The organism is Francisella orientalis FNO12 (assembly GCF_001042525.2).
Classification (GTDB): domain Bacteria; phylum Pseudomonadota; class Gammaproteobacteria; order Francisellales; family Francisellaceae; genus Francisella; species Francisella orientalis.
Window position 1 is genome coordinate 560,485 of the sequence record NZ_CP011921.2, and the last position, 21,806, is coordinate 582,290.

Here is a 21,806-nt window from a genome sequence, read left to right on the forward strand (position 1 = left end):
GAATTTAATATGAAAAAAGGTTTAATTCCACTAATCTTAGGAGGTCTTGCGATAGGGATGACAGAATTTATCATGATGGGAATACTTCCTGAGGTAGCAGGGTATTTTAATGTGAGTATTCCAGAGGCAGGACACTGGATAGGTATATATGCATTAGGAGTTGTAGTTGGAGCACCATTATTAATATTTTTCTCATCAAGATATAGCCCTAAAAAGTTATTTATAGTGATAAGTATTATGCTCGCATTATTTAATGGTTTATCAATATTTGCGACAAATTATGAGTTCCTAATGGTTGCAAGATTTTTATCGGGTTTACCTCATGGTGCCTTTTTTGGTGTTGGTTCTGTAGTCGCTATGCGTATAGCTGATCCAGGTAAAGAATCACAAGCTATAGCTTTGATATTTGTTGGATTAACTGTAGCTAATCTTCTGGGTATTCCTTTGACAACATCTTTAGCGCTGATGGTCGGATGGTAAGTGCATTTGTGATAGTTGCTTTGATAGGTATTATGACAGTTGTTACAGTGTTGTTGTTTATTCCAAATCTAGAGCTAGAAAAATCTAAGGATTCTACCAGTACATCAGATAAGCACATATTATTAAAATCTAATAGCTGGTTAGCTTTACGAGTAGTTTCTTTAGGTTTTGCTGGATTATTTGCATGGTATAGTTATATATCTCCATTAATGATAAATGTAACAGAGCTTTCAAATAAAACTATTCCGTATATACTATTCTTAGCTAGTTTAGGAATGTTTTTTGGGAACTTATATGGTGGTAAATTAACTGATAAAGTTGGCGCAATAAATGCTACAGTTATTAATTTAGTTGGTCTTGTATTAGCATTATTATTGATGTATCTAACAGCTAACTTTAAAATTTTTGCAATAGTTATAAGTTTTGGATTAGGATTCTTTGCATTTGCTCTAGTTCCAGCTGTTTAAACCTGAGTAATAGAAGTTTTCAAAGGGTCTGAAATGTTAGGCTCTACGCTAAGTATTGCAGGATTTAACATTGCAAATGCAATAGGTGCTTTTGCTGGAGGTCTAGTAATTGCTTATGGTTTTTCATACTCGAGTAGTGTAATTGCAGGTATGATAGTTTCTATATTAGGGATGCTAATAATATTTGTGCTAAAGTATAGGTTATCAATAGCTACTCAAAGTGCTTAGAATATAGCTTTATTAAGATTTGATTTTATTGTGTTCATCTCATCAATCTGACTAATTTTAATTTCTAACGCAGAAGCTGGGAATGCTGTAGTTTCAGTATCTCGCAAAAATTTTTTAGAAGCAGAGCAATGGATATTTGTAACTTTTGTAGTTTCGAGTATTTCTTTTATATTATTTGAGTTAATTCCACCACCAGGCATTATTTGAATTTGGCTACCAAACTTTTCTTGTAGTGATTTTATAGTTTCTAAACCTTGTATTACATTTGGCCTAGCTCCAGATGTTAAAATTCTATCAAAATCTAGTTCAATAACTTCTTGAGTAGCTGTGTATATATCTGTTGTTAAATCAATTGCTCTGTGAAATGTTAGTTCTTTGCCAGCTTGTTTTGCCAGCTTGATAAATGGCTTTAGAAACTCTTTATCAATTTTATTTTCTTTAGTTAAAGTACCAATTACAATTCCATTAACATTTAGTTCAAGCATTGCTCTTAGATCATCGAGCATAATTTGTTGATCTATCTCATCATAATAAAAATCACCAGCACGATGGCGAATCATGGCTTGTAGTGAACCTGTAAAATTTTCTTTGGCAAACTTAACTAAGCTAGGAGAGGGTGTAAGTCCTTCAACTCCAAGAGCAGAGCAGAGTTCTAATCTATCAGCACTGGCTTTTTGAGAATTAATAATTGATTGATAGTTATCTATACAGATTTCTAGGGTTGTCATGGATGAGCAGATTATCTAACTTTGATTTATCATATTATAACATTAGTTTTATGTTGGTTTCGCTACTAACCACTAATGAGTAACCCTTTATTAATCATAATTCATAGTCTTCAATTTGTTTTAGAGTTAGTATAATTGTTTGTAACAAAATTAATTTTATAGATTTTTTTATGAGTCAACTATTTATCGTTTATCTTGGCGGGAGCGCACCCAAAGCAAATATCGAGTTACATGATGTACAGTTTGTAATTGGTAATACTATCGAAGATACCTATGAGCAACTTAGACAAAATTGGTTTAGCACGGTCAAAGGATTACATTTGGATAGTTATAAAGCTCTCAAAGGCGCAGATGGTTATCAAATATCTATCCAAGATAGACCCCAAAACTTTAATAGAAAGTTATATTTTGTCAATCTTGGTGGCTATGATGAATCTAAGCTAAATGAGCTACATGAGTTTGCTTTATTTGTTGCTGCAGATAAAACAGAAGCAAAAGAAAAAGCAAAGCAAAGTCTACTAAAAAACTCTCTACATCAGCACAAAGATAATCTTATGGAAGTCGATGATTGTTTAGAGATTAGCTCTATTGGAGGTAAGTATATTCATTTAACTCCGAGTGATGAAGAATATAATCTAAAACCTGATTGGTTTGGGTATAGGGTTATAGGTTCTTAAAGTTAATATGGTTTTGAAATAGCTTGAGTAACACTAACATTTTCATGAATTTCTTTGAACGCAGTTGAAAATGCCTCTTTACTATTAACGTATTTATAGGTATTTTCTAAAAAATCTGCTTGATTAATACTAGGTAGGGCATCAAATGATTTGGTTTTCCATTCTTGTCCAATTTGTATTATAGTGCTTTTGAATTTAATAAATTTAAAAATAGCTATCTCACCAGGATTGTTATTATAGGCTTTTATATTTTTATTTGATAAGGATCCACATAGCAAAATTGACATACTTGAAGATTCTGTCTTTGCAGTATTTAGAATTTTAACATTTTTACCACATAACTTTACAAACCCAGATAGAACATAGTTAGCATATTGAGATACACTAAGCTTATTTTCTTTGTCATATAATCCTGATATGGTATATATTTCTTTCCAATCATCAAAACTCTGTCCTGTAGGTATTTGCTCATATAAAAAACTAATCCCTTTTTGACTTCTATATATATCTCTAATTAGACCTGTGCTAAACCATGTTGGATATGGGTATATCAATGAAGCATCATAAATTTGCATTGTTTGAACAGAGTTTTTAACTTGATCTTTCGATACCCCATATAATCTCTTTCTGCTGAGAATGAAATACTAAGCGATATTAATATAGTAAAAACTGATAAAAGTAATTTTGTTATTTACTAGAGCATTTTATTTGAATATATCTATTTTAAATAGATGTATTAAGAAAAGTAAATAACTACAATATTAATTCAGCCTGTTTTTTAACAGGTTCATTCATACCATCAGTCCAAACCCAGTAGAAGACGGGTTCACTACCTTTAAAGCTTGCCACATAGCGATTGTCTTGACTATCAATAACATGAATTGTTAGCTCATCTAAATATCTAGTTTTAAGATGGCGTAAATTTTTCTAGAGATTATATTTAAACACTTTAAACGATAAGCTAGTGCTAAATTTACTTTTAATAGTTAAAAAATCTTAGTAACTATTGATATCTAATGCATATCGAATATAATTTCCGATCTGATAATCTAATCGAGGTAAATATGTCATTCAAAGATTCGTGTCTTTGTAATTCTGTTCAATTTGAAATTAATGGTAGTTTTGAAAATTTCTTTTTGTGTCATTATGAGCATTGTCGTAAAGATACTGGTTCAGCTCATGCCGCTAATTTGTTTTCATCAAATACAAAATTAAATTGGCAATCTGGTCAAGAATTTGTCAAAAAATATAAACTATCTGCATCACATCATACAAAAAGTTTTTGTAGTGAATGTGGTTCAGCATTACCTTTTGAGCAATCAGAATTTAATTTAGTAGTAGTGCCTGCCGGTAGTCTAGATGATAAAGTAGATATTAAGCCAACAGCTAATATATTTATGGCTAGTAAAGCTAATTGGGATGAAAACTTAGCATCAGCTCATAGTTTCGATGCTTTTCCAGCGCCTTAAAAATATAATATTACTTACTATTTTTCATAAGTTTTTCTATACCAACAAATGTAACATTAAATATTACAGGCCCAAGAAATATTCTGATAAATCCAAAAGCTTAGATTCCTCCTAGTATACCTATCAATGAGGCAGCGAAACTAAGTTGTACCTGTTTGTTGATAATTTTAGGTTGCATAATATTATCAGTAAAAATATTTAGAGCAAAACCAACTACTAATATAATAGCTTTAGTAGCACCATATACTATAAATACGCTAGCTCCGATAAGTATATAAACAATGCCTACCATAAATGGGATCATAGATGCTATAGCTACAGTAAATGCAAGTAAAATTGGTGTTGGCATGCCTATTAGTAAGAATGTTATAGCCATGATACTACCAATAAGTGATGCGGTTAGAAAATTGCTAAGTTTACTCTACGAGTTGTAATAATTGCTGTAGATATGAAACTATCACTATCATCAAAATCTTTAAGTACTACTTTTTTTGCAAATTTTTCTAAAGTAGAGCTACTAACTAGGAATTGATATACCAGTAGAAGTGTAATCAAAAAATCTGTTATAAAGCTTATAGATGTTGAGCCTACGTATCTAACTTTAGGCAATATTTGACCTAAATTGGAGATTATGGTGTCGCTATCATCGTTAATTGCTTTTATTAGTTTGTCAAAATGTTCTTAAAGGATACTTCCTATGTAAGGAATTTTACCTATAGAATCACCAAGCGTAGCAAAAATTTGTGAAAGTGTTTCTGGATGTTGTAAGTATGAAACAATCTCTGAGATAGCATAATACAGAACAATTAATATAGGAATAAAACACACAAAAGAATCCCCATAACTAGTAGGAAACTACTTCTATGTTTACCAATATGTTGCTCTAAGTACTCTTGAAGAGGAGCAAGTATTATTGCTAAAAGTCCTGCAAAAGAATAGAGTAAACAAAAGGGTATAAAACCCACATTACTAAAGCACCAATAATGCAAATAATAGATAGTTTTTTAATAGTTTGTAGTGACATTTTATTTATAGTTGTAATAATAATTAGGATAAAGAATAGCAATATGTTTAAGTTTTATAAACTACTCTATAAGCTTAATTCATAAAACTTGCAACTATTTAAGTGATTCTAAAATATAACAAGGTTGATTTAGAAGTATTTCAGGAGATTTTACCATTGCTCAATATTTCCTTGAGCATCTAAAAACTTCCCAGAATCTTCATGACGGAGATTCTCAATAAGATTCGTCATTGCTTGGATGCTATCAATAATTTCCATAGTAGCGTTATCTCCACCCATCTTAGTCTTAACCCAGCCAGGTCGAAGACTTATAGTAGTTATCTTTGGGCACTCAGCAGCAAATGTTCTTGTTAACATATTAAGAGCAGCCTTAGATATTCTGTATGAATAACCAAAACCAGCTTTCGTTTAACTAATAGATCCTGCTTGGCTAGCCATATTGATAACTATTGGATTATCAGATCTTAGTAGATTATCTTTAAAATTATGAATAAGATAAAAAGCGCCTAAGCAGTTTGTTTGAAAAGCATTGATTATCCAACTAGGGTCTGTATTAGATATGCTTATTTTTTTATGATCTTCAGGATAGATACCGGCATTGTTTATCAATATATCAATAACTATACTTTTATATTTTTGAAATAATTGCTCTTGGTCTGTAGAGCTACTAACATCTAGTTTTTCTATAATAAGATTTTGATATTTTTTAGAAAGTTCTTTTAGGTCATTTGCTTTAGCTAGATCACGGCAAGTTGCGATTACATTAAAGTTTTTTGCTAAATAATATTTGACGAAACCAAGACCTATACTTCTATTTGCACCGGTTATTATAATAGTTTTTTTATATGGCAATGGCATTATTTTATAAGTTAGTTTTATCTATAGTTTGTTATTATAACATCTTATATTTTTTAATATTTATAGGTAATACAATCTCTCTAGAGAAGCTAAGGAAGATTTTTAAGATCTGCTAGTTATAAAAATAATTAAATATGATTTAAGAATTCATTTATATGTTGAACAACTTGATCACAATCTTCGATATGTGGCATATGCCCCACATTTTTTAGAATTACTTGTTGTGAATTTTGGATATGTTTTTTCATATAATCACTATAAGGAATAGGGGCTATTCGATCTTCTTCTCCACTAATAATTAGTGTTGGGGCTTGTATTTTCTCTAGGCTATTGTTTTCAAAGAAGTTAATAGCTAGTACTTGATGTTTAAATCCTTCTAAATGTGTAGGATATTGTCGATTTAAAGAGCGCTCAATATAGTCTGTGACATTTTTCTCATTTGACATAAAGGTTTCACCAAAGCACCATGTCATTGAGTTTTTAATTAACACAATGGAGTCAATTTTACTTTCTATTAGATGAAATGCTATTTCGCTTTGGATTGTTGATAAAGGAGATGCTTTACAGCGAGTACTTATTAAAATCAGTTTATCAAGCTTTTCAGGATATTGTATTGCAAATTCTTGAGCTACATAGCTTCCCATTGAGTGTCCTAATATAGAAGTTTTCTTTAGATTTAACTTTTCGATTACACTCATGACATCATTTGCCATATCTGAGATGCTAAAAGGTGCTTGAGTAACTTGACTTCTACCAGCTCCACGATTATCAATTAGAATAACCTGATAATATTTTTGTAATTCTAAAACTATATTTCCCCACATTGTTTGATCACCTGTTAATCCAGGTAGCATAACAAGAGGAGATCCTTGACCAACAATACTATAAAAAATTTTTGTACCATTTCTTTCGATTATTGCCATATTATTTCTCGCTTTTCTATTCAATATAAGTTTAGTAATTCTAAGGATTACAGAATATTTGAAACTGATTTATGATGTTATCATAGTAATCTCTATTAAAGTGATTTAGATATTTATATAAGATTGCAATTATCTTTTGCTTTCTGCGTCAGGCTAGATGCTGTTACTGATGGTAGTTCAATAGCTCCTACTCCATCACCTAAAATAGCTCCTAAAATAACAGCGTTACCTATTTGAAATGGCTGTATAAATGAATTTTTACTTAAGCCACCACTATCAAACATCATCGGGGACATCATAGCTCCGCCAGCCATTCCTCCCAATAGGCCTACAGGTACCATTAAAATAGTTCCTGCTCCTATACCTATTGCTGAGATAGGCGTCGTAAGGATGGTAGATAGTGTGCCACATTCTTTGTTTTGTTTATGATTTTCGTTTTCTAATGTTTCTAATGTCACAGGACTCATATTTTTGCTCTCTGATAAGCAATACCCTATGTTGGTAGATAGGAGTAGTATTGTAAGACTAAAAAATAAAATTATTTTCTTAAACATAATTTCACTAGTAAGTTAATAGCTTATATGAAACTATATTATGACTTTAAATTAGATTTTTTAAATTATAAAATTGAAATATGAATAAAGAAAAAATATTTAGAAAATAAAAATTACCAACCAGTAACTTCTTTAAGTTTAGAACCTAATTCAGCAGGTGATCTAGTATAAGCAATACCAGCAGCTTCAAACGCAGCGAATTTTTCTTCAGCTGTACCTTTACCACCAGAGATGATCGCACCAGCATGACCCATACGCTTTCCTGGAGGAGCTGTAACACCAGCGATATATCCGATAACTGGCTTAGTCACATTATGTTTAATATACTCAGCAGCTTCTTCTTCAGCTGTACCACCAATTTCACCGATTAAGATGATAGCTTCAGTTTGAGGATCATTCTCTAGAAGTTTGAGAGCTTCGATTTGGTTCATACCAGGGATTGGATCTCCACCTATACCGATACAAGTAGATTGACCAAAGCCTAACTTAGTAGTTTGAGCAACTGCTTCATAAGTTAGAGTACCAGAACGAGAAATGATGCCAACTTTACCTGGTTGGTGAATATGACCAGGCATAATACCAATTTTACATTGACCTGGAGTGATTACACCAGGACAGTTAGGACCAACAACTTGTACATCTTTACCTTTTAAGTATTCTTTAACTACTAACATATCTAGAGTAGGAACACCTTCAGTAATGATTATAACTAACTTAACACCAGAATCGATAGCTTCGATAGCAGAATCTTTTACAAACGGAGCTGGTACATAGATTACAGATGCATCCGCACCAGTAGCTGCAACAGCTTCAGCCATTGTGTTAAAAACTGGTCTGTCTAAGTGAGTAGTACCACCTTTACCAGGAGTTACACCACCTACGATATTTGTACCATAAGCAATAGCTTGCTCAGAGTGGAAAGTACCGTTTTTACCAGTAAAACCTTGTACTAAAACTTTTGTATTTTTATCAACTAATACGCTCATTATTTAATATCCTTTTAACTGTTTTAATTTATTAACCTAGTGATTTCACAACTTTATCAGCAGCATCAGCTAAACCATCAGCAGGTATCAGTTTTAAACCTGAATCAGCTAATATTTTAGCGCCTTTTTCTGCATTGTTACCTTCTAGACGAACAACTACTGGTACAGTTACGTTTACTTCTTTAACAGCTTCGATAATTGCTTCAGCGATCATATCACAACGCACAATACCACCGAAGATGTTAATTAAAACAGCTTTTACATTTTCATCATCTAGGATTAGTTTGAAAGCTTCGATTACTCTTTCTTTAGTAGCACCACCACCTACATCTAGGAAGTTAGTAGGCTTACCACCGTATAATTGGATAATATCCATAGTAGCCATTGCTAGACCAGCACCGTTTACCATACAACCGATGTTACCTTCAAGAGCTACATAGTTTAGCTCATGCTCAGAAGCTTTAAGTTCTTTAGCATTTTCTTGAGATTTGTCTCTAAGAGCTAATAATTTAGGGTGTCTATAAAGAGCATTTGAATCAAGATTGATTTTACCATCAACACAAACGATTTCGCCGTTTTCTCTAACTGCAAGAGGGTTGATTTCAAATAATGCAAAATCACACTTAACAAATGCTTTGTAAGCACCTAGCATAGTTTTAACGAAATCATTAATTTGCTTACCTTCAAGACCAAGTTTGAAAGCTACTTCACGAGCTTGGAATGGTTGAAGACCAACTAATGGGTCTACTTCTACTTTAAGGATTTTCTCTGGAGTGTTGTGAGCTACTTCTTCAATATCTACACCACCTTCAGTTGAAGCCATGAATGTTACTTTACGGCTAGATCTATCAACTACCGCACCAAGGTATAACTCACGAGTAACAGGATATACATCTTCAAATACACCTACAGAATTAACTGGCTGACCTTCAGCATCAGTTTGGAAAGTAACAAGATTTGTACCGATTAAGCTTTCTGCTACTTCACGAGCTTCTTGAGATGATTTAACAACTTTCACACCACCCGCTTTACCACGACCACCAGCATGTACCTGAGCTTTAACCACAGCAAATTTACCACCAAGTTGGTCAAATGCTTGAGCAGCTTCATTTGGGTTATGAGCTACGATACCTTTTTGAACTTTTAGACCATAGCTTTCTAAAAGATCTTTAGCTTGATATTCATGTAAGTTCATTGATTTTCTTCCTTATTTGATCGTTTGACAAAATTTTTGTTAAATAACATCTCAAATAATAACTCATTTACGCTATTTTTTCTAATAAAAAACAGAATTTAAACTTAAAGAATAGGATATATGAAAACTCTTTAGCTAAAGCATGTAATAGAGTACTCAATATCATTGATTTTATCGTCTATAAGTATTTTGCTTATGGTGGTGTTACATTTTACTTAAAGTAAATATAATTTTTACTAAAACTCTCGAATGCTGAAAGATTAGTCCTAAAAAAGTCGTTAATAAAATGCAATTATAGTAATATTATTTGGTAAATTTAAAAATAAAATAAGGTGATTGGGAATGTTTGATTACATATTTAATAAAATTAAATCGACTATTTTTTCTAAACTCACGCCTGCACAATTGTTAATTACATCAGTATTAGCGTTTGTGTTTGGTTTTATTCCGGGAATCTCATACTCACCATTACTCTTTGTAGCAGTAATAACATTGGTGGTGATTCTTAGGATAAATATTGGTGTGTTTGTATTTATTGCGATTATCGCAAAAGCACTTTTATTTTTGCTGGAGATTATTAGCTTCTCATTCGGACAGTTTTTGCTAGATGGTTTTACACAACCGATTTTCAAGGCTATGGTTAATACGCCAGTCTTAGCCTATGCAGGGTTTGATTACTATCTTGTTGCAGGAGGATTTGTTTTAGCAATAATTTTAGGTGTTATATTTGGCCTTATTATTGCCAAGATATATAAAAACATAATTGCAAAAATGTCGTCTATTCAGTCAGGTACAGAACTATATAACAAAATTACCAAGAATTTTTTTGTTAAGGTAGCTAGCTGGATTTTCTTAGGTAAGAATATTGCAAAAGTTGACTGGGTTGAAATGCAAAATCGCAAATTTAGACAGCCATTTAGATTAACAGGAATTGTTCTTGTGGCTTTAATTATTGCGACTTTGATATATTCTCCTAAGCTTTTAGAAATATCAATGGTATCAAATATCATTAAGCAACAGTTGACTAAAGCAAATGGAGCAACAGTAGATTATCAATCGTTAAGTTTAGATTTTACAAATGCAAGTCTTGATATTAAAGGTTTAGGCGTGACAGATCCAAAAAATCTTGATAAGGATAGATTCTATGCTAAAAATGTGAATGCAAGTCTAAATATTTCAAATTTACTTACTAGACAATTAACACTAAAAAATGTGATAGTTACTGGTGTATCTTTGGATAAACAAAGAGCTAAGAAAGCTAGCTTATACATCAATACTAAAGCAACACCTAAAAATGGTGCTAGTATAAACTCAGAAGAATTCAAGAAGAAAGCTATAGAAAGTATTGGTAAGGCAAGTCAAAACTTACAACAGGTAGATCTTCAAAAGTTAGAAGCTAATGCAAAACAAACTAAAGAAGTTGCTAATGGTATTAAGCAAGCAGCAGAGTTCTTATCAAACTTAAGTTCTAGTAGTGAGGATGATACAACTGGTGCTAAACAGGCAGGATCAGTTACACCAAAGCAACAAGCTAAAGTATATGGTTACGCGAATGTAAAAAATGAAATGCTTCGTGATAAGTATCCTAGTTTTGTAATTCAAAACTTTGATATAAAAGGTTATCAAAATGCAGGTACTACCTACGATGCTAATATAACTAACATATCAACAAATCCTGTGTTATTGGGCCAGCCAACAGTAATTAATGTTAAATCTGTGAATAATAGTGATATTGATGTTAGCGTAGTTGTTTCAAATAAGCTAAATGTTGATAATACTGTCAAGTTCAATTTGCAGAATGTAGCAGGTAAAGCAATTAAAGGTTTGAATATTCAGGGGGTTAATATAGATGCTAATAGCTTAACAGTATCTGGTCAAGGAACGTGGCAGTTTAGCGGAGTAAGAAATATAATGTTCAATATACCTCTGCAGCTAAAATTTGATATTGTAAGTGTTAGCTTTAACCAGTTTACTCAGAAAATTCCTAGCTTAACATTAAATGGTGTTATCACTGGTGATTTGAATAAACTTGACTTTAGTGTTGATGCCTCTTCTTTGAAGAATCTATTGAATGTCGATACAGTCAAAAATGTTGCTAGTCAAGTTGCTAAGCAAGCAGGTTTAGATAGGAAAGCACAACAAATTATTAACAACACCAAGATTAATGGTAAGTCTATTCAGGATTTAAATGCAAATGACATCAAAAAAATTAATAAAAAGGATGTTCAAAATATAGCTTCTCAGTTTGGAATCAAAATTAATTGATAAATTTATTTATAGTCAGCTTTCTATTAGAATCTATTTAGCAAATTAACTTATATGATGCTTGCATATTTCTATAGTACTCTTTGTTAGAATATTTATTTATAGAGTTCAAATAGTTTTATTTTTTTATTATGATGTTACAATAAATGCCTAGATACTAGGTTTAGTACTACATTTTACTCATAAAAAAGAGAATAGTTTTGAGAAGGTTTATTATATCTATATTGAGTATCTTAGGCTTAATGCTATCTAGTTGTGCTAATCAACAAGTTGAGACTAGGCCAACTACCTCTGTAGATGATGTGCTATTGACAAAAAGTGAAGATACTAGATCGTATGCAGAAGTGATAGCAATTCCTATGGTAATGAGTAGTCTATTGGATGACAAATCCACTCCTAGAGTTGGTCCAAAAAATGCTAAAAAAGCAGTAGTTGTATTCTTTGACTATGCATGTGGCAAATGTGTGCGCAAATATCAAAAGAAATGAATAAGCTAATTAAAGAAAATCCAGATACAGAATTTATCTTTAAGGCATATCCTTCATTAAAAAGAGATGCTAAAGTTGCAAATTATGCGACGTTAGTTGCTAATGAAGCGTATCTTCAAGGTGGATCAGAATTGTTTTTAGCATACAACAAAGCAATTTTCTCACAGCGTGAGAGTAGTGGTCGTTTGACAAATGCAGATGTCGTGAATGCTGCTAAACGACTTGGAATTAAAGTCGATGATAATAATCTTAAGCAGAAGGCGGCTACTGAAGAACTTGAAACAAGAAAGCTAGGCAAGCTAATTGGATTCCATGGCTCTCACGCATTTATAGTCCTTCCTACTGATTTAGCAAATATGAGTGCTGAGCAGCTTGAGAGTAATGCGGATAAAATATATGTAATTTCTGACAAACAAACAAATTCTGTAACAGATGATTATCAAGAGGCTGTAAAATGGTCAGCATCAAAAATTCAAACACAGCTTAAAAGTATGAAGTAGAGATCGTAATATTATCCAAATACTTCTAGAGCTTTTAAGAAAGTATCTACGTTAGCATCTTTTTTAGTTGCATTTTCACTTAAATAGCGACGGAAGATTTTGGCATTAGGCAAACCATTAAATAAGTTTAATGTGTGTTTCGTTGTATTGTTAAGTCTCATATTGGGATCATTACTTAACTGGATTTTTATGTATTCAGCCATTTCATAAGCTACTTCAAGTGGAGATATATCCTTGATCGGATGATTATAAAACAAATTATCAAAATCCTTAAATAACATAGGGTTATGATAAGCCTCGCGACCAATCATTACACTATCTACATGCTTTAAGTGTTCTTGGGTATCTTCTATGGTTGTGATACCACCGTTGATGCCTAGTTCAAGATTTGGGAAATCTTTTTTAATATTATAAACAATATCATATTTTAGCTCAGGAATGGTTCTATTTTCTTTGGGAGATAGACCATTAAGCCAACCTTTGCGAGCATGAATACAAAGATAATCAACACCAGCTTGTACTTGTTTATTAACGAAGTTGTACAAATCCTTATAACTGTCATTATAATCATAGCCAATACGACATTTTACAGAAATGGGTATATCTAAATTATCCTTCATAGCTTTGACACAATCTGCTACAAGTTCAGGCTCTGCCATTAAAGATAAGCCAAAATTACCTTTTTTAACTCTTTCACTAGGGCAACCTACGTTTATATTAATTTCATTGTAGCCAAGACTTTGTGCAAGTTTGCCGCATGTTATAAAATCTTCTAGGACACATCCTCCAAGCTGTAATGTAACAGGATTTTCTTCAGGATTATATTTTAATAAGAAATCTTTATTGCCGTGTATTATGGCATTCAAGGTAATCATCTCTGTATATAACATAGTATGCTTTGTTATTAGACGCATCATATAGCGATAGTGCTTATCCGTCCAATCTAGCATTGGAGCAATACATATTTTTCTATCAGTGACTTTCATTTAATTGTGTAGCAAGAAATTGAATTATGGGTAATTATAATGGATCATCATCAAAAGTTAAGCGATGAATGATACTATCTATTTGAGTACGATATTTTTCTGTGTCTTTTGAGTATCTACTGTATTGGGGGTTTGATCTGTCATACAGCCAGTTAGCTAAATCCCAACCATAAGTTGTTGTAAAACAAAGTTTACCGAATTCTGTTAGATTAAACTCTGCTTGAGTTTGTAAACATCCTGTCATAAAAACATCAGCATAAGTTTGCAAAATAGGGTAGTCTTTATTCGGGAATTCAGCATCTTTGAAGTCTTTAACATACATCCAATAGTCGCCTTTGGGTAAGCTTTTGATACCTAGCGGAACAATGTCTTTGTGTGGTATTTTTACACGACAGTATGATGCTTCTCTTAAATCTGTTGCCGAAATATCAGATGCGTTAGCTTGGTAATATATTGCATTCATTACATAGCCCTTATTTGGCACAGCTAATAAAAATGTAGCATGGGATTTATCACCACGTGATGCCCATAACCTTTCAAAACCACTAACGATTACAGGCGCTGCATAAGTTGCTTCGGGGACAGTTATTTGTCGAGAATCTTTATTCATCAAACTTCCATAGCCAATAACATAGTTATTTCTTTTTGAACTGACCTTAGGGCGACAATTTAAGCTGTTTTCAGGTGTTTGAGATAGCTTACTTTGTTCTAGTATTCTAAGTTCACTTTGGTGAATTGACTCAGCTTTTTGTATTCCCGACTTCTTTCCGATCAGAAAACTAGAAGCAATTACAACAATTAACAATACTACTACTAAAATATTTTTCTTTTTCAAGGTTCTAAAACTTGCTTTATATCTAAAGTCATAAGATTATATTAGCATTTCTATATTAAATGAAAACCCCTGAAGGATTATTACAAGGTTACTGATCTAAATTAATATAAACGTTTATTTGTGTTATAATGTCATGTGGTTGTAGATTTTAAACATAAATATATATTGGAGCTTGTTAATGTCTGAAAATAAAGCTTATGATTCGTCGAGTATTAAAGTACTCAAAGGCTTAGATGCAGTTAGAAAAAGACCAGGAATGTACATTGGTGATACAGATGATGGTAGTGGTTTGCATCATATGGTATTTGAGGTTGTTGATAATGCTATCGATGAAGCTTTGGCTGGTCATTGTGATGATATTAAAGTCATTATAAATAAAGATGGCTCGGTATCTGTGTCAGATAACGGACGCGGTATTCCAACAGATATTCATAAAGAAGAAGGCCGTTCAGCTGCAGAAGTAATTTTGACTGTACTTCATGCTGGTGGTAAGTTTGATGACAACTCATATAAGGTTTCTGGTGGTTTACATGGTGTCGGTGTCTCTGTAGTTAACGCTTTATCAGAACAGCTGAAACTTACAATATATCGTAATGGTATCGAGCACTATCAAGAATATATTCATGGTGTTCCGCAATTTCCACTTAAAGAAGTTGGAGCTACCGATAAAAAAGGTACTGTTATCACTTTCAAGCCTAGTAAAGATACATTTTCTTTTGTCGATTTTGATTATGATATTTTTATGAAAAGAATTCGTGAATTATCTTTCTTAAATTCAGGTGTAAAAATAGAGCTTATCGATAGAATCAATAATAGATCAGAAACATTCAAGTATGATGGTGGTATTATTGCCTTTGTAAAATATTTGAATAATAGTAAGAAGCCAATCCATGAAAATGTTATTGCTGTAAATGGTATCAAAGATGATATTCAGGTTGAGCTTGCATTGCAGTGGAATGATTCTTACAAAGAGTCTATTTTCTGTTTTACAAACAATATTCCTCAACGTGATGGTGGTACGCACTTATCAGGTTTAAAGGCTGCTGTTACTCGTACAATGAATACATATATTGAGTCAGAAGGTTTAAATAAGAAGCTTAAAGTTACACTTACAGGTGAGGATACTCGAGAAGGTTTAGCTGCTGTATTGTCTGTAAAAGTTCCAGATCCTAAATTCTCTTCTCAAACAAAGGATAAACTAGTATCGTCAGATGTTAAATCTGCTGTTGAATCATTAGTAAATGAGAAGTTACAAGAGTTTCTTTTAGAGAACCCTAAAGAGGCTAAAATAGTATGTGAGAAGATTTTAGACTCTGCAAAAGCTCGTGAAGCAGCTCGTAAAGCTCGTGATATGACTCGTCGTAAAGGAGCTTTGGATATCGCAGGTCTTCCAGGTAAGTTAGCAGATTGTCAAGAAAAAGATCCTTCATTATCTGAAATCTATCTAGTAGAAGGAGATTCTGCAGGAGGTTCAGCTAAACAGGCTCGTGATCGTAAAACTCAAGCAATTCTACCTCTAAAAGGTAAGATTTTGAATGTAGAGAAAGCTCGTTTCGACAAAATGCTTGGTTCTCAAGAGGTTGCTACTCTTATCAAAGCACTAGGTTGTGGTATTGGTGCAGAAGACTATAATCCTGATAAAACTAGATATCATAAAATTATTTTGATGACGGATGCCGATGTTGATGGATCTCACATTAGAACTCTTCTTTTAACATTTTTTTATAGACAAATGCCTGAACTCGTTGAGAGAGGGTACTTATATATTGCACAACCACCTTTATATAAGGTTAAAAAAGGTAAGCAAGAAACATACTTAAAAGATGAAGATGCTTTAGCAGTATATCTTGGTAATATTGGTCTAGAGGGTGCTATTATTTTCCTTGAAGGGGGTAATGCTATTTCTGGTCAAGTTTTGACTAATTATTATGAGCTCTATCAGAAGTCAGAAAAAGTAATTAAAAAGTATGCAAAAACATATCCTGAAAAATTACTCAGAGTGATGGCATATGGTGCTAAGTATGTAGATGAAAGTGCAGATATTAAGCAATGGTGGGAAACTATTGTTGAGAAGTGTAATCAGAAGGCACTATCTTACGAAAGATTTAAACTTATAGAAACTAAAGACGTAGATGAGGATGGTCAAGAAACTATTTCTTATGGTGTTAATCATTATATAAATGGTTATGATACTGACTATATTGTTAAAAATAGTTTCTTTACTACTAAAGATTATGAAGATCTTGTTACTTATGGTGATGTGTTATCTGATATTTCTTTCAAAGGTGCTTATGTAGAAAGGGGCGCTAAAAAAGAATATGTTGATGACTTTGAATCAGCAATTGATGGGTTACTTAAAGAAGCAAGAAGAGGTAATGATGTACAGCGCTACAAAGGTTTAGGAGAAATGAACCCTGGTCAGCTTTGGGAGACAACTATGGATCCTGATAATAGAGTCCTACTTCAAGTATCAATCAAAGATGCTGTTGAAGCAGATGCTTTGTTTACTACTCTTATGGGTGATGAAGTTGAGCCTCGTAGGAATTTTATTGAGTCTAACGCGCTTAATGTTGTTAATTTGGACGTTTAATTCTAACTCTTCTTTTGCTTCTACATTTTTTTAAATTTTAACAAAAATTAATTTATCTACAGCAAATTAAAAAACTATAATCTTTCGTAAATTTTAAAGCGCAAAAAACTTAGTGGAGTTTATAGATGTTAGATATTAATTTAAAGATTGGTTTAGCTGAGATGTTAAAAGGTGGTGTTATCATGGATGTCGTCAATGCCGAGCAGGCAGAGATAGCTCAACAGGCAGGTGCAGTGGCTGTGATGGCCTTAGAAAGAGTGCCGGCAGATATCCGCAAAGATGGTGGCATCGCTAGAATGTCAGATCCGAAACTGATTAAAGAAATTATGTCAGTAACTTCAATACCTGTGATGGCAAAAGCTCGTATAGGACATTTTGTTGAGGCACAGATTCTTGAGTCCTTAGGTGTTGATTTTATTGATGAAAGTGAGGTCTTAAGTCCTGCGGATGATCTTAATCATATAGCTAAAGATAGCTTTAAAGTTCCTTTCGTATGTGGTTGTACAAATTTGGGTGAAGCTCTAAGAAGGATTGGTGAAGGTGCTGCCTTAATTAGAACAAAAGGTGAAGCTGGGACTGGTAATATTGTTGAAGCTGTTAGACAGTTAAGACAAGTTAACAAAGATATTAATTACATTAAAGGTGCTGATCAGTCAGAGCTTATGGCTATAGCAAAAAATATGCAAGCCCCCTATGATCTGGTTAAGTATATATACAAAAATGGTAAGTTACCAGTACCAAACTTTTCTGCGGGAGGTGTGGCAACTCCATCTGATGCAGCTCTTATGATGCAACTAGGAGCTGAGTCAGTATTTGTAGGTTCTGGAATATTTAAATCAGCAGATCCTCTAAAGAGAGCTAAAGCTATAGTTAGTGCTGTTACATACTATAATGATCCAAAAATTTTAGCTGAAGTTTCTGAAGATCTTGGTGAGCCTATGACTGGTATTAATTGTGATTTTGAGAAATTCTCACAAAGAGGTTGGTAAAAGATGTCTGTGAGCGTAGGCGTACTAGCGATTCAAGGAGGATTCCACAAACATGCTGAGATGCTTGAATCTTTATGTGCAGAAGTTAAGTTGGTCAAATTTGCAAATGATTTTGATGAAATTGATAGGCTTGTCATTCCTGGGGGGGAGAGTACGACATTATTAAATCTTTTAAATAAGCATCAAATTTTTGATAAATTACAAGATTTTTGCTTACGAAATCCAGTTTTTGGAACTTGTGCAGGTAGTATAATTTTATCAAAAGGTTCTGAGTATTTAAGTCTTATAGATATTGAGGTAGAGAGAAATAGTTATGGTCGTCAAGTTGATAGTTTTGTGACAAACTTAAGTTTTATGAATAATTCTATCAAAGCTATATTTATTAGAGCCCCAAAATTTACTGGAGTGGGCGATAATGTTGAGATATTAGCTAAAATTGATAATTCTCCTGTACTAGTTAGGCAGGATAATATTTTAGTAAGTAGTTTTCATCCTGAATTGACTGAAGATTATTCAGTACATAAGTACTTTCTAAATATGTAGTTTTATTTCTGACACTTTTTACAAAAAAATGTGTTTCTTTGGGCTATCACCAAGCTTTCAATTTTAGTACTACAGATGAGACAGTTTTGATTAGCTCTACCATAAACATTGAGTTGTTGAGTGAAATAACCGGGTTTACCTTCTATATTTTTATAGTCCTTGAGTGTTGTACCACCTTCGGCAATTGCTTTATCAAGTATTTTCTTAATTGAAGTTACAAGCCTCTCAGCTTCTTTTTTTGTGATGGAGTTAGAAGCTCTTGTGGGTAAGATATTACTATCAAATAATGCTTCACTAGCATATATATTTCCTACGCCAACAACTATGCTATTATCCATTATAGTTTGTTTGATCTTTCTAGTCGTTTTCTTTAATTTAGATATCAAATATTCAGCATTGAAATCATCTGTTAAAGGTTCAACTCCATGAGCGGCTAAAACTTTGTGTTCTAGTGGCATCTTATTAGTATTGACTAACCAGTATCCAAATTTACGCGGGTCATTATAAACTAGATTTAAGTTGTTAGAAAATTCTAAAATAATGTGGTCATGTTTTATCTTGTTGTATTCAAAAGTATTTACAATTTTAACGACACCTGACATACCTAGATGAATAATTAACTGTAAGTTATCTTCTAGAATAATAATTAAATGCTTACCTCTTCTTTGGATATCCTTTATAACTTTGTTTTTTAGTAATAGAAGTTGAGCTTTATCTATGGGATAGCGAAGCTTATCAGTATTTATCTGTACACTTTTAATCTTTTTGCTAATAATATTTTTGGTTAAACCTCTTTTGACAGTCTCTACTTCAGGAAGTTCAGGCATAAATTTAATATTACTATAAAAATTAAGGTTACTATATGATAACATAATAGATTATCTATAAGCTTATATTACAATTAATACTGGTATAAAAATGCGCCTAAAACAGCTTAAATCTGCTATACATAAAAAATTAAATCAATCTTATATCTATGACTGCAATAAAGAAACTGACTTTAAGATTTTTGTAAATGGTCCCATAATTATTGCTAATGATACCTCTATAATTACACTGTTAGCATTAAAGGAGTATTTAAAGGATGAATCCATCACTGTACTAGGAAGTTTTGATGATAGAATAAAAGGTCTTGAAAAAGCTGTAATTGATACTGGTATAAATTATATTGACGATATTAGTTTTTGGAATCATCAATATATACTTGTGGTAGATAAGAGCAACATTTCTCAGGTTGAGCAAAATGATAATAGATTCTTGTTGTTTATATGTGGGCCTGAAATGCCATATTTTTCAGATCGTAAGAACCTCGATAGGCAAGTATTTTTTGATATTGCTAAACTTAAGAATTTGAAAAGTCTAAATGAGGAAATGGAAGATCTTTCTGTTAGGGCATGGGAAGGGTACTTAACCTTGCTCAAAGCTCCAGCTGAAATTTGGTTTAGACAAATGTTAAATGCTAAAAAAAATTTAGTATTAACTGATACTACAGGTGTTGCTTTAGATGGTTATAAGTTTGCAACAGGTGCAGCATTGATGTCTAAAAAGCTTCAGGAAATCACTAAGCAAGAAGATAATGTTGGAGTTTGTTTGCCTACTAGTGCTGGTGGGTATTTGGTAATATTAGCCTTGATGATTAGCGCAAAGGCAATAGTTAATCTAAATTATACGGCTTCAGAAGAAGCATTAAAACATGCTATTAATAATGCAGGAATTAAAACAATAATTACTTCTAGAGCATTTGTCGAGAAGCTAACTCACAAAGGTTTTTTTGTTGAAGAGATTTTCTCGATGTGTAAGATTGTTTATCTAGAAGATATCAAAGCAAAAATAACTAAAGCTGAATCAATAAAAACATTTTTACAGATTAAAATCTTACCTACGTCATGGTCGGTCAAGAAATATCTTAAACCAACTAAGCTAGATGACTTGGCCTGTATAATATTTAGTAGTGGTAGCGAAGGAGTACCTAAAGGTATTGCTATCAAGCATAAAAATCTTCTTGCAAATGTTTATCAAAGTACAAATGTTATCGAGTGCCAAGAGAATGATTCTGTGGCTGGAATTTTACCAATATTTCATGCTTTCGGTCTTACTATATCTTTAGTATCTTTATTTCAGGGTGGATACATAGCATGTCATCCTGATCCAACAGATGCTAAAGAAGTTGCTAATTTAATTAAGAAGAATAAGACCACAGTGTTGTGTGCAACACCAACATTTTTAAGAATTTATACCAAAAATAAAGCAGTTAAAAAAGAAGATTTTGAAACTCTTAGACTTATTATTACAGGTGCTGAAAAACTTTCTAAAGAAGTACGTACGATGTTTGAAGATAAGTTTGATAAGGTTATTAATGAAGGTTATGGGACAACAGAACTTTCGCCAGTTGCTGCGGTTAATAGACCAACTAAGTCACCAAATAAAATAGGTACTGTAGGCTTAACAGTTCCTGGAGGTCAGTTCAAAATTATTCACCCAGATTCTCATGAAGAACTACCTATTGGTGTTGAGGGTATGATTATATACCGTGGAGTTAATAAGATGGACTACTATCTTAATGATCCTGAAAAGACGAATGATGTAATGATAGAAAAGTGTGGTCATAAGTGGTACATAACTGGAGATAAAGGCAAAATTGATGGCGAAGGTTATTTAACGGTAGTAGATAGATATTCTAGATTTGCAAAAGTCGCCGGTGAAATGGTGAGTTTAGGACTTTTAGAGCAAAAGGTTTGTGATACTTTGAGAGAAAAGGAGTATGATTCTCATAAAATTGATTTTGAGGTTCTAGCAGTGGCTACATCAGATACCAAAAGAGGTGAGATTATTAATCTACTATATACTCTAGAAGATTTGGAGCCAAATGATTTGAAGGAGATTGTAAGACACTCCGGGATAGAGAATCTTTATAAACCAACCAATTATTTTAAAGTTATTTCTATACCTAAACTAGGCTTTGGGAAGACCGATTTCTCTAAGGCTAAAAAACTTGCAAACGAACTAGTTAGGGCATAATTT

At 32.6% G+C, this 21,806-nt stretch carries 20 protein-coding genes and 3 pseudogenes; 10 read left to right on the plus strand and 13 right to left on the minus strand.

Features of this window, described 5'->3' with window-relative positions; translation table 11 throughout:
* Positions 1-9 precede the first annotated feature (9 nt).
* Positions 10-1,175, plus strand: a pseudogene (locus FNO12_RS02935) (MFS transporter).
* On the opposite strand, the gene FNO12_RS02940 reads toward FNO12_RS02935, so the two are convergent.
* Complete coding sequence (locus FNO12_RS02940) at positions 1,172-1,903, minus strand: copper homeostasis protein CutC (RefSeq protein ID WP_014715125.1); 732 nt, start codon at positions 1,901-1,903, stop codon at positions 1,172-1,174. The pseudogene FNO12_RS02935 and the gene FNO12_RS02940 sit on opposite strands and share 4 nt — an antisense overlap.
* A gap of 170 nt (positions 1,904-2,073) precedes the next feature.
* Here FNO12_RS02940 and FNO12_RS02945 point away from each other — a divergent pair, with 170 nt between their 5' ends.
* On the plus strand, positions 2,074-2,580 hold the full coding sequence (locus FNO12_RS02945; RefSeq protein ID WP_014715126.1) for a DUF1543 domain-containing protein: 507 nt from the start codon (positions 2,074-2,076) through the stop codon (positions 2,578-2,580).
* A gap of 2 nt (positions 2,581-2,582) precedes the next feature.
* On the opposite strand, the gene FNO12_RS02950 is transcribed toward FNO12_RS02945, so the two are convergent.
* Both FNO12_RS02950 and FNO12_RS11485 read right to left on the minus strand, forming a co-directional pair.
* The gene (locus FNO12_RS02950) at positions 2,583-3,155 is read right to left on the minus strand and encodes a hypothetical protein (RefSeq protein ID WP_014715127.1); all 573 of its coding nucleotides are present in this window, start codon (positions 3,153-3,155) and stop codon (positions 2,583-2,585) included.
* 178 nt (positions 3,156-3,333) lie between these two features.
* Positions 3,334-3,507 (minus strand): annotated as a pseudogene (locus tag FNO12_RS11485) (asparaginase); the annotation flags it as partial.
* Between the two features lie 137 nt (positions 3,508-3,644).
* On the opposite strand from FNO12_RS11485, the gene FNO12_RS02960 reads away from it, so the two are divergent.
* Positions 3,645-4,049: a GFA family protein gene (locus FNO12_RS02960; protein WP_014715128.1), complete on the plus strand. Its 405-nt coding sequence runs from the start codon at positions 3,645-3,647 to the stop codon at positions 4,047-4,049.
* Positions 4,050-4,059: 10 nt separating this feature from the next.
* Here FNO12_RS02960 and FNO12_RS02965 read toward each other — a convergent pair.
* The 7 genes and pseudogenes from FNO12_RS02965 to sucC form a co-directional block, all read right to left on the minus strand.
* Positions 4,060-5,073: pseudogene (locus FNO12_RS02965) on the minus strand (AI-2E family transporter).
* Between the two features lie 150 nt (positions 5,074-5,223).
* Complete coding sequence (locus tag FNO12_RS10300; protein WP_231138815.1) at positions 5,224-5,430, minus strand: Rossmann-fold NAD(P)-binding domain-containing protein; 207 nt, start codon at positions 5,428-5,430, stop codon at positions 5,224-5,226.
* A gap of 51 nt (positions 5,431-5,481) precedes the next feature.
* Complete coding sequence (locus tag FNO12_RS10305; protein WP_231138816.1) at positions 5,482-5,931, minus strand: SDR family NAD(P)-dependent oxidoreductase; 450 nt, start codon at positions 5,929-5,931, stop codon at positions 5,482-5,484.
* A gap of 128 nt (positions 5,932-6,059) precedes the next feature.
* Positions 6,060-6,878, minus strand: a complete 819-nt coding sequence (locus FNO12_RS02975) for an alpha/beta fold hydrolase (protein WP_149294481.1) — start codon at positions 6,876-6,878, stop codon at positions 6,060-6,062.
* A gap of 89 nt (positions 6,879-6,967) precedes the next feature.
* Entirely contained in the window at positions 6,968-7,408 is a 441-nt protein-coding gene (locus FNO12_RS09630) for a hypothetical protein (protein ID WP_041257351.1), read from the minus strand.
* Between the two features lie 113 nt (positions 7,409-7,521).
* Positions 7,522-8,394 (minus strand): succinate--CoA ligase subunit alpha, encoded by an 873-nt coding sequence (gene sucD / locus FNO12_RS02985; RefSeq protein WP_014715131.1) that lies wholly within the window; start codon positions 8,392-8,394, stop codon positions 7,522-7,524.
* A 31-nt stretch (positions 8,395-8,425) separates the two neighbouring features.
* Complete coding sequence (sucC, locus tag FNO12_RS02990) at positions 8,426-9,589, minus strand: ADP-forming succinate--CoA ligase subunit beta (RefSeq protein WP_014715132.1); 1,164 nt, start codon at positions 9,587-9,589, stop codon at positions 8,426-8,428.
* Positions 9,590-9,931: 342 nt separating this feature from the next.
* Between sucC and FNO12_RS02995 the strand changes: the two genes are divergently transcribed.
* The 3 genes from FNO12_RS02995 to FNO12_RS10315 all read left to right on the plus strand — a co-directional run bounded on the left by FNO12_RS02995 (position 9,932) and on the right by FNO12_RS10315 (position 12,842).
* Positions 9,932-11,854, plus strand: a complete 1,923-nt coding sequence (locus tag FNO12_RS02995) for a TIGR03546 family protein (protein ID WP_030003397.1) — start codon at positions 9,932-9,934, stop codon at positions 11,852-11,854.
* A gap of 224 nt (positions 11,855-12,078) precedes the next feature.
* Positions 12,079-12,342 carry a hypothetical protein gene (locus tag FNO12_RS10310; protein WP_234385433.1) on the plus strand — a complete coding sequence of 88 codons (264 nt, stop codon included), beginning with the start codon at positions 12,079-12,081 and terminating at the stop codon, positions 12,340-12,342.
* Positions 12,339-12,842, plus strand: coding sequence for a thioredoxin domain-containing protein (locus FNO12_RS10315; RefSeq protein WP_234387221.1), 504 nt, complete (start codon positions 12,339-12,341; stop codon positions 12,840-12,842). Before FNO12_RS10310 ends, FNO12_RS10315 begins: the two co-directional genes overlap by 4 nt.
* 11 nt (positions 12,843-12,853) lie before the next feature.
* Here the strand turns inward: FNO12_RS10315 and dusA are convergent, their stop codons facing one another.
* The gene (gene dusA / locus FNO12_RS03005; RefSeq protein ID WP_014715134.1) at positions 12,854-13,828 is read right to left on the minus strand and encodes a tRNA dihydrouridine(20/20a) synthase DusA; all 975 of its coding nucleotides are present in this window, start codon (positions 13,826-13,828) and stop codon (positions 12,854-12,856) included.
* A 34-nt stretch (positions 13,829-13,862) separates the two neighbouring features.
* Positions 13,863-14,663, minus strand: coding sequence for a gamma-glutamylcyclotransferase ChaC (chaC, locus tag FNO12_RS03010; RefSeq protein WP_014715135.1), 801 nt, complete (start codon positions 14,661-14,663; stop codon positions 13,863-13,865).
* 178 nt (positions 14,664-14,841) lie between these two features.
* On the opposite strand from chaC, the gene gyrB reads away from it, so the two are divergent.
* The 3 genes from gyrB (at position 14,842) to pdxT (ending at position 18,785) form a co-directional block, all read left to right on the plus strand.
* A complete protein-coding gene (gene gyrB / locus FNO12_RS03015; protein ID WP_014715136.1) occupies positions 14,842-17,253 on the plus strand; it encodes a DNA topoisomerase (ATP-hydrolyzing) subunit B in 2,412 nt (803 codons plus the stop codon).
* 125 nt (positions 17,254-17,378) lie between these two features.
* Positions 17,379-18,242: a pyridoxal 5'-phosphate synthase lyase subunit PdxS gene (pdxS, locus tag FNO12_RS03020; RefSeq protein WP_014715137.1), complete on the plus strand. Its 864-nt coding sequence runs from the start codon at positions 17,379-17,381 to the stop codon at positions 18,240-18,242.
* 3 nt (positions 18,243-18,245) lie between these two features.
* Entirely contained in the window at positions 18,246-18,785 is a 540-nt protein-coding gene (gene pdxT / locus FNO12_RS03025) for a pyridoxal 5'-phosphate synthase glutaminase subunit PdxT (protein ID WP_014715138.1), read from the plus strand.
* Positions 18,786-18,787: 2 nt separating this feature from the next.
* Here the strand turns inward: pdxT and mutM are convergent, their stop codons facing one another.
* Complete coding sequence (gene mutM, locus FNO12_RS03030) at positions 18,788-19,612, minus strand: bifunctional DNA-formamidopyrimidine glycosylase/DNA-(apurinic or apyrimidinic site) lyase (RefSeq protein ID WP_174805274.1); 825 nt, start codon at positions 19,610-19,612, stop codon at positions 18,788-18,790.
* 91 nt (positions 19,613-19,703) lie between these two features.
* Here mutM and migR point away from each other — a divergent pair, with 91 nt between their 5' ends.
* Positions 19,704-21,803, plus strand: a complete 2,100-nt coding sequence (gene migR / locus FNO12_RS03035) for an iglABCD operon regulator MigR (RefSeq protein WP_014715140.1) — start codon at positions 19,704-19,706, stop codon at positions 21,801-21,803.
* Positions 21,804-21,806: the final 3 nt, after the last annotated feature.

What these genes read in the sequence shown, in the direction of transcription:
- dusA (WP_014715134.1), bottom strand. Translation starts at nt 13,828, where the DNA reads ATGAAAGTCACTGATAGAAAAATATGTATTGCTCCAATGCTAGATTGG.
- FNO12_RS10300 (WP_231138815.1), bottom strand. Translation starts at nt 5,430, where the DNA reads ATGTTAACAAGAACATTTGCTGCTGAGTGCCCAAAGATAACTACTATA.
- FNO12_RS09630 (WP_041257351.1), bottom strand. Translation starts at nt 7,408, where the DNA reads ATGTTTAAGAAAATAATTTTATTTTTTAGTCTTACAATACTACTCCTA.
- sucC (WP_014715132.1), bottom strand. Translation starts at nt 9,589, where the DNA reads ATGAACTTACATGAATATCAAGCTAAAGATCTTTTAGAAAGCTATGGT.
- FNO12_RS10305 (WP_231138816.1), bottom strand. Translation starts at nt 5,931, where the DNA reads ATGCCATTGCCATATAAAAAAACTATTATAATAACCGGTGCAAATAGA.
- FNO12_RS02940 (WP_014715125.1), bottom strand. Translation starts at nt 1,903, where the DNA reads ATGACAACCCTAGAAATCTGTATAGATAACTATCAATCAATTATTAAT.
- mutM (WP_174805274.1), bottom strand. Translation starts at nt 19,612, where the DNA reads ATGCCTGAACTTCCTGAAGTAGAGACTGTCAAAAGAGGTTTAACCAAA.
- pdxT (WP_014715138.1), top strand. Translation starts at nt 18,246, where the DNA reads ATGTCTGTGAGCGTAGGCGTACTAGCGATTCAAGGAGGATTCCACAAA.
- pdxS (WP_014715137.1), top strand. Translation starts at nt 17,379, where the DNA reads ATGTTAGATATTAATTTAAAGATTGGTTTAGCTGAGATGTTAAAAGGT.
- gyrB (WP_014715136.1), top strand. Translation starts at nt 14,842, where the DNA reads ATGTCTGAAAATAAAGCTTATGATTCGTCGAGTATTAAAGTACTCAAA.
- FNO12_RS02950 (WP_014715127.1), bottom strand. Translation starts at nt 3,155, where the DNA reads ATGCAAATTTATGATGCTTCATTGATATACCCATATCCAACATGGTTT.
- migR (WP_014715140.1), top strand. Translation starts at nt 19,704, where the DNA reads ATGCGCCTAAAACAGCTTAAATCTGCTATACATAAAAAATTAAATCAA.
- sucD (WP_014715131.1), bottom strand. Translation starts at nt 8,394, where the DNA reads ATGAGCGTATTAGTTGATAAAAATACAAAAGTTTTAGTACAAGGTTTT.
- FNO12_RS02995 (WP_030003397.1), top strand. Translation starts at nt 9,932, where the DNA reads ATGTTTGATTACATATTTAATAAAATTAAATCGACTATTTTTTCTAAA.
- FNO12_RS02960 (WP_014715128.1), top strand. Translation starts at nt 3,645, where the DNA reads ATGTCATTCAAAGATTCGTGTCTTTGTAATTCTGTTCAATTTGAAATT.
- FNO12_RS02945 (WP_014715126.1), top strand. Translation starts at nt 2,074, where the DNA reads ATGAGTCAACTATTTATCGTTTATCTTGGCGGGAGCGCACCCAAAGCA.
- FNO12_RS10315 (WP_234387221.1), top strand. Translation starts at nt 12,339, where the DNA reads ATGAATAAGCTAATTAAAGAAAATCCAGATACAGAATTTATCTTTAAG.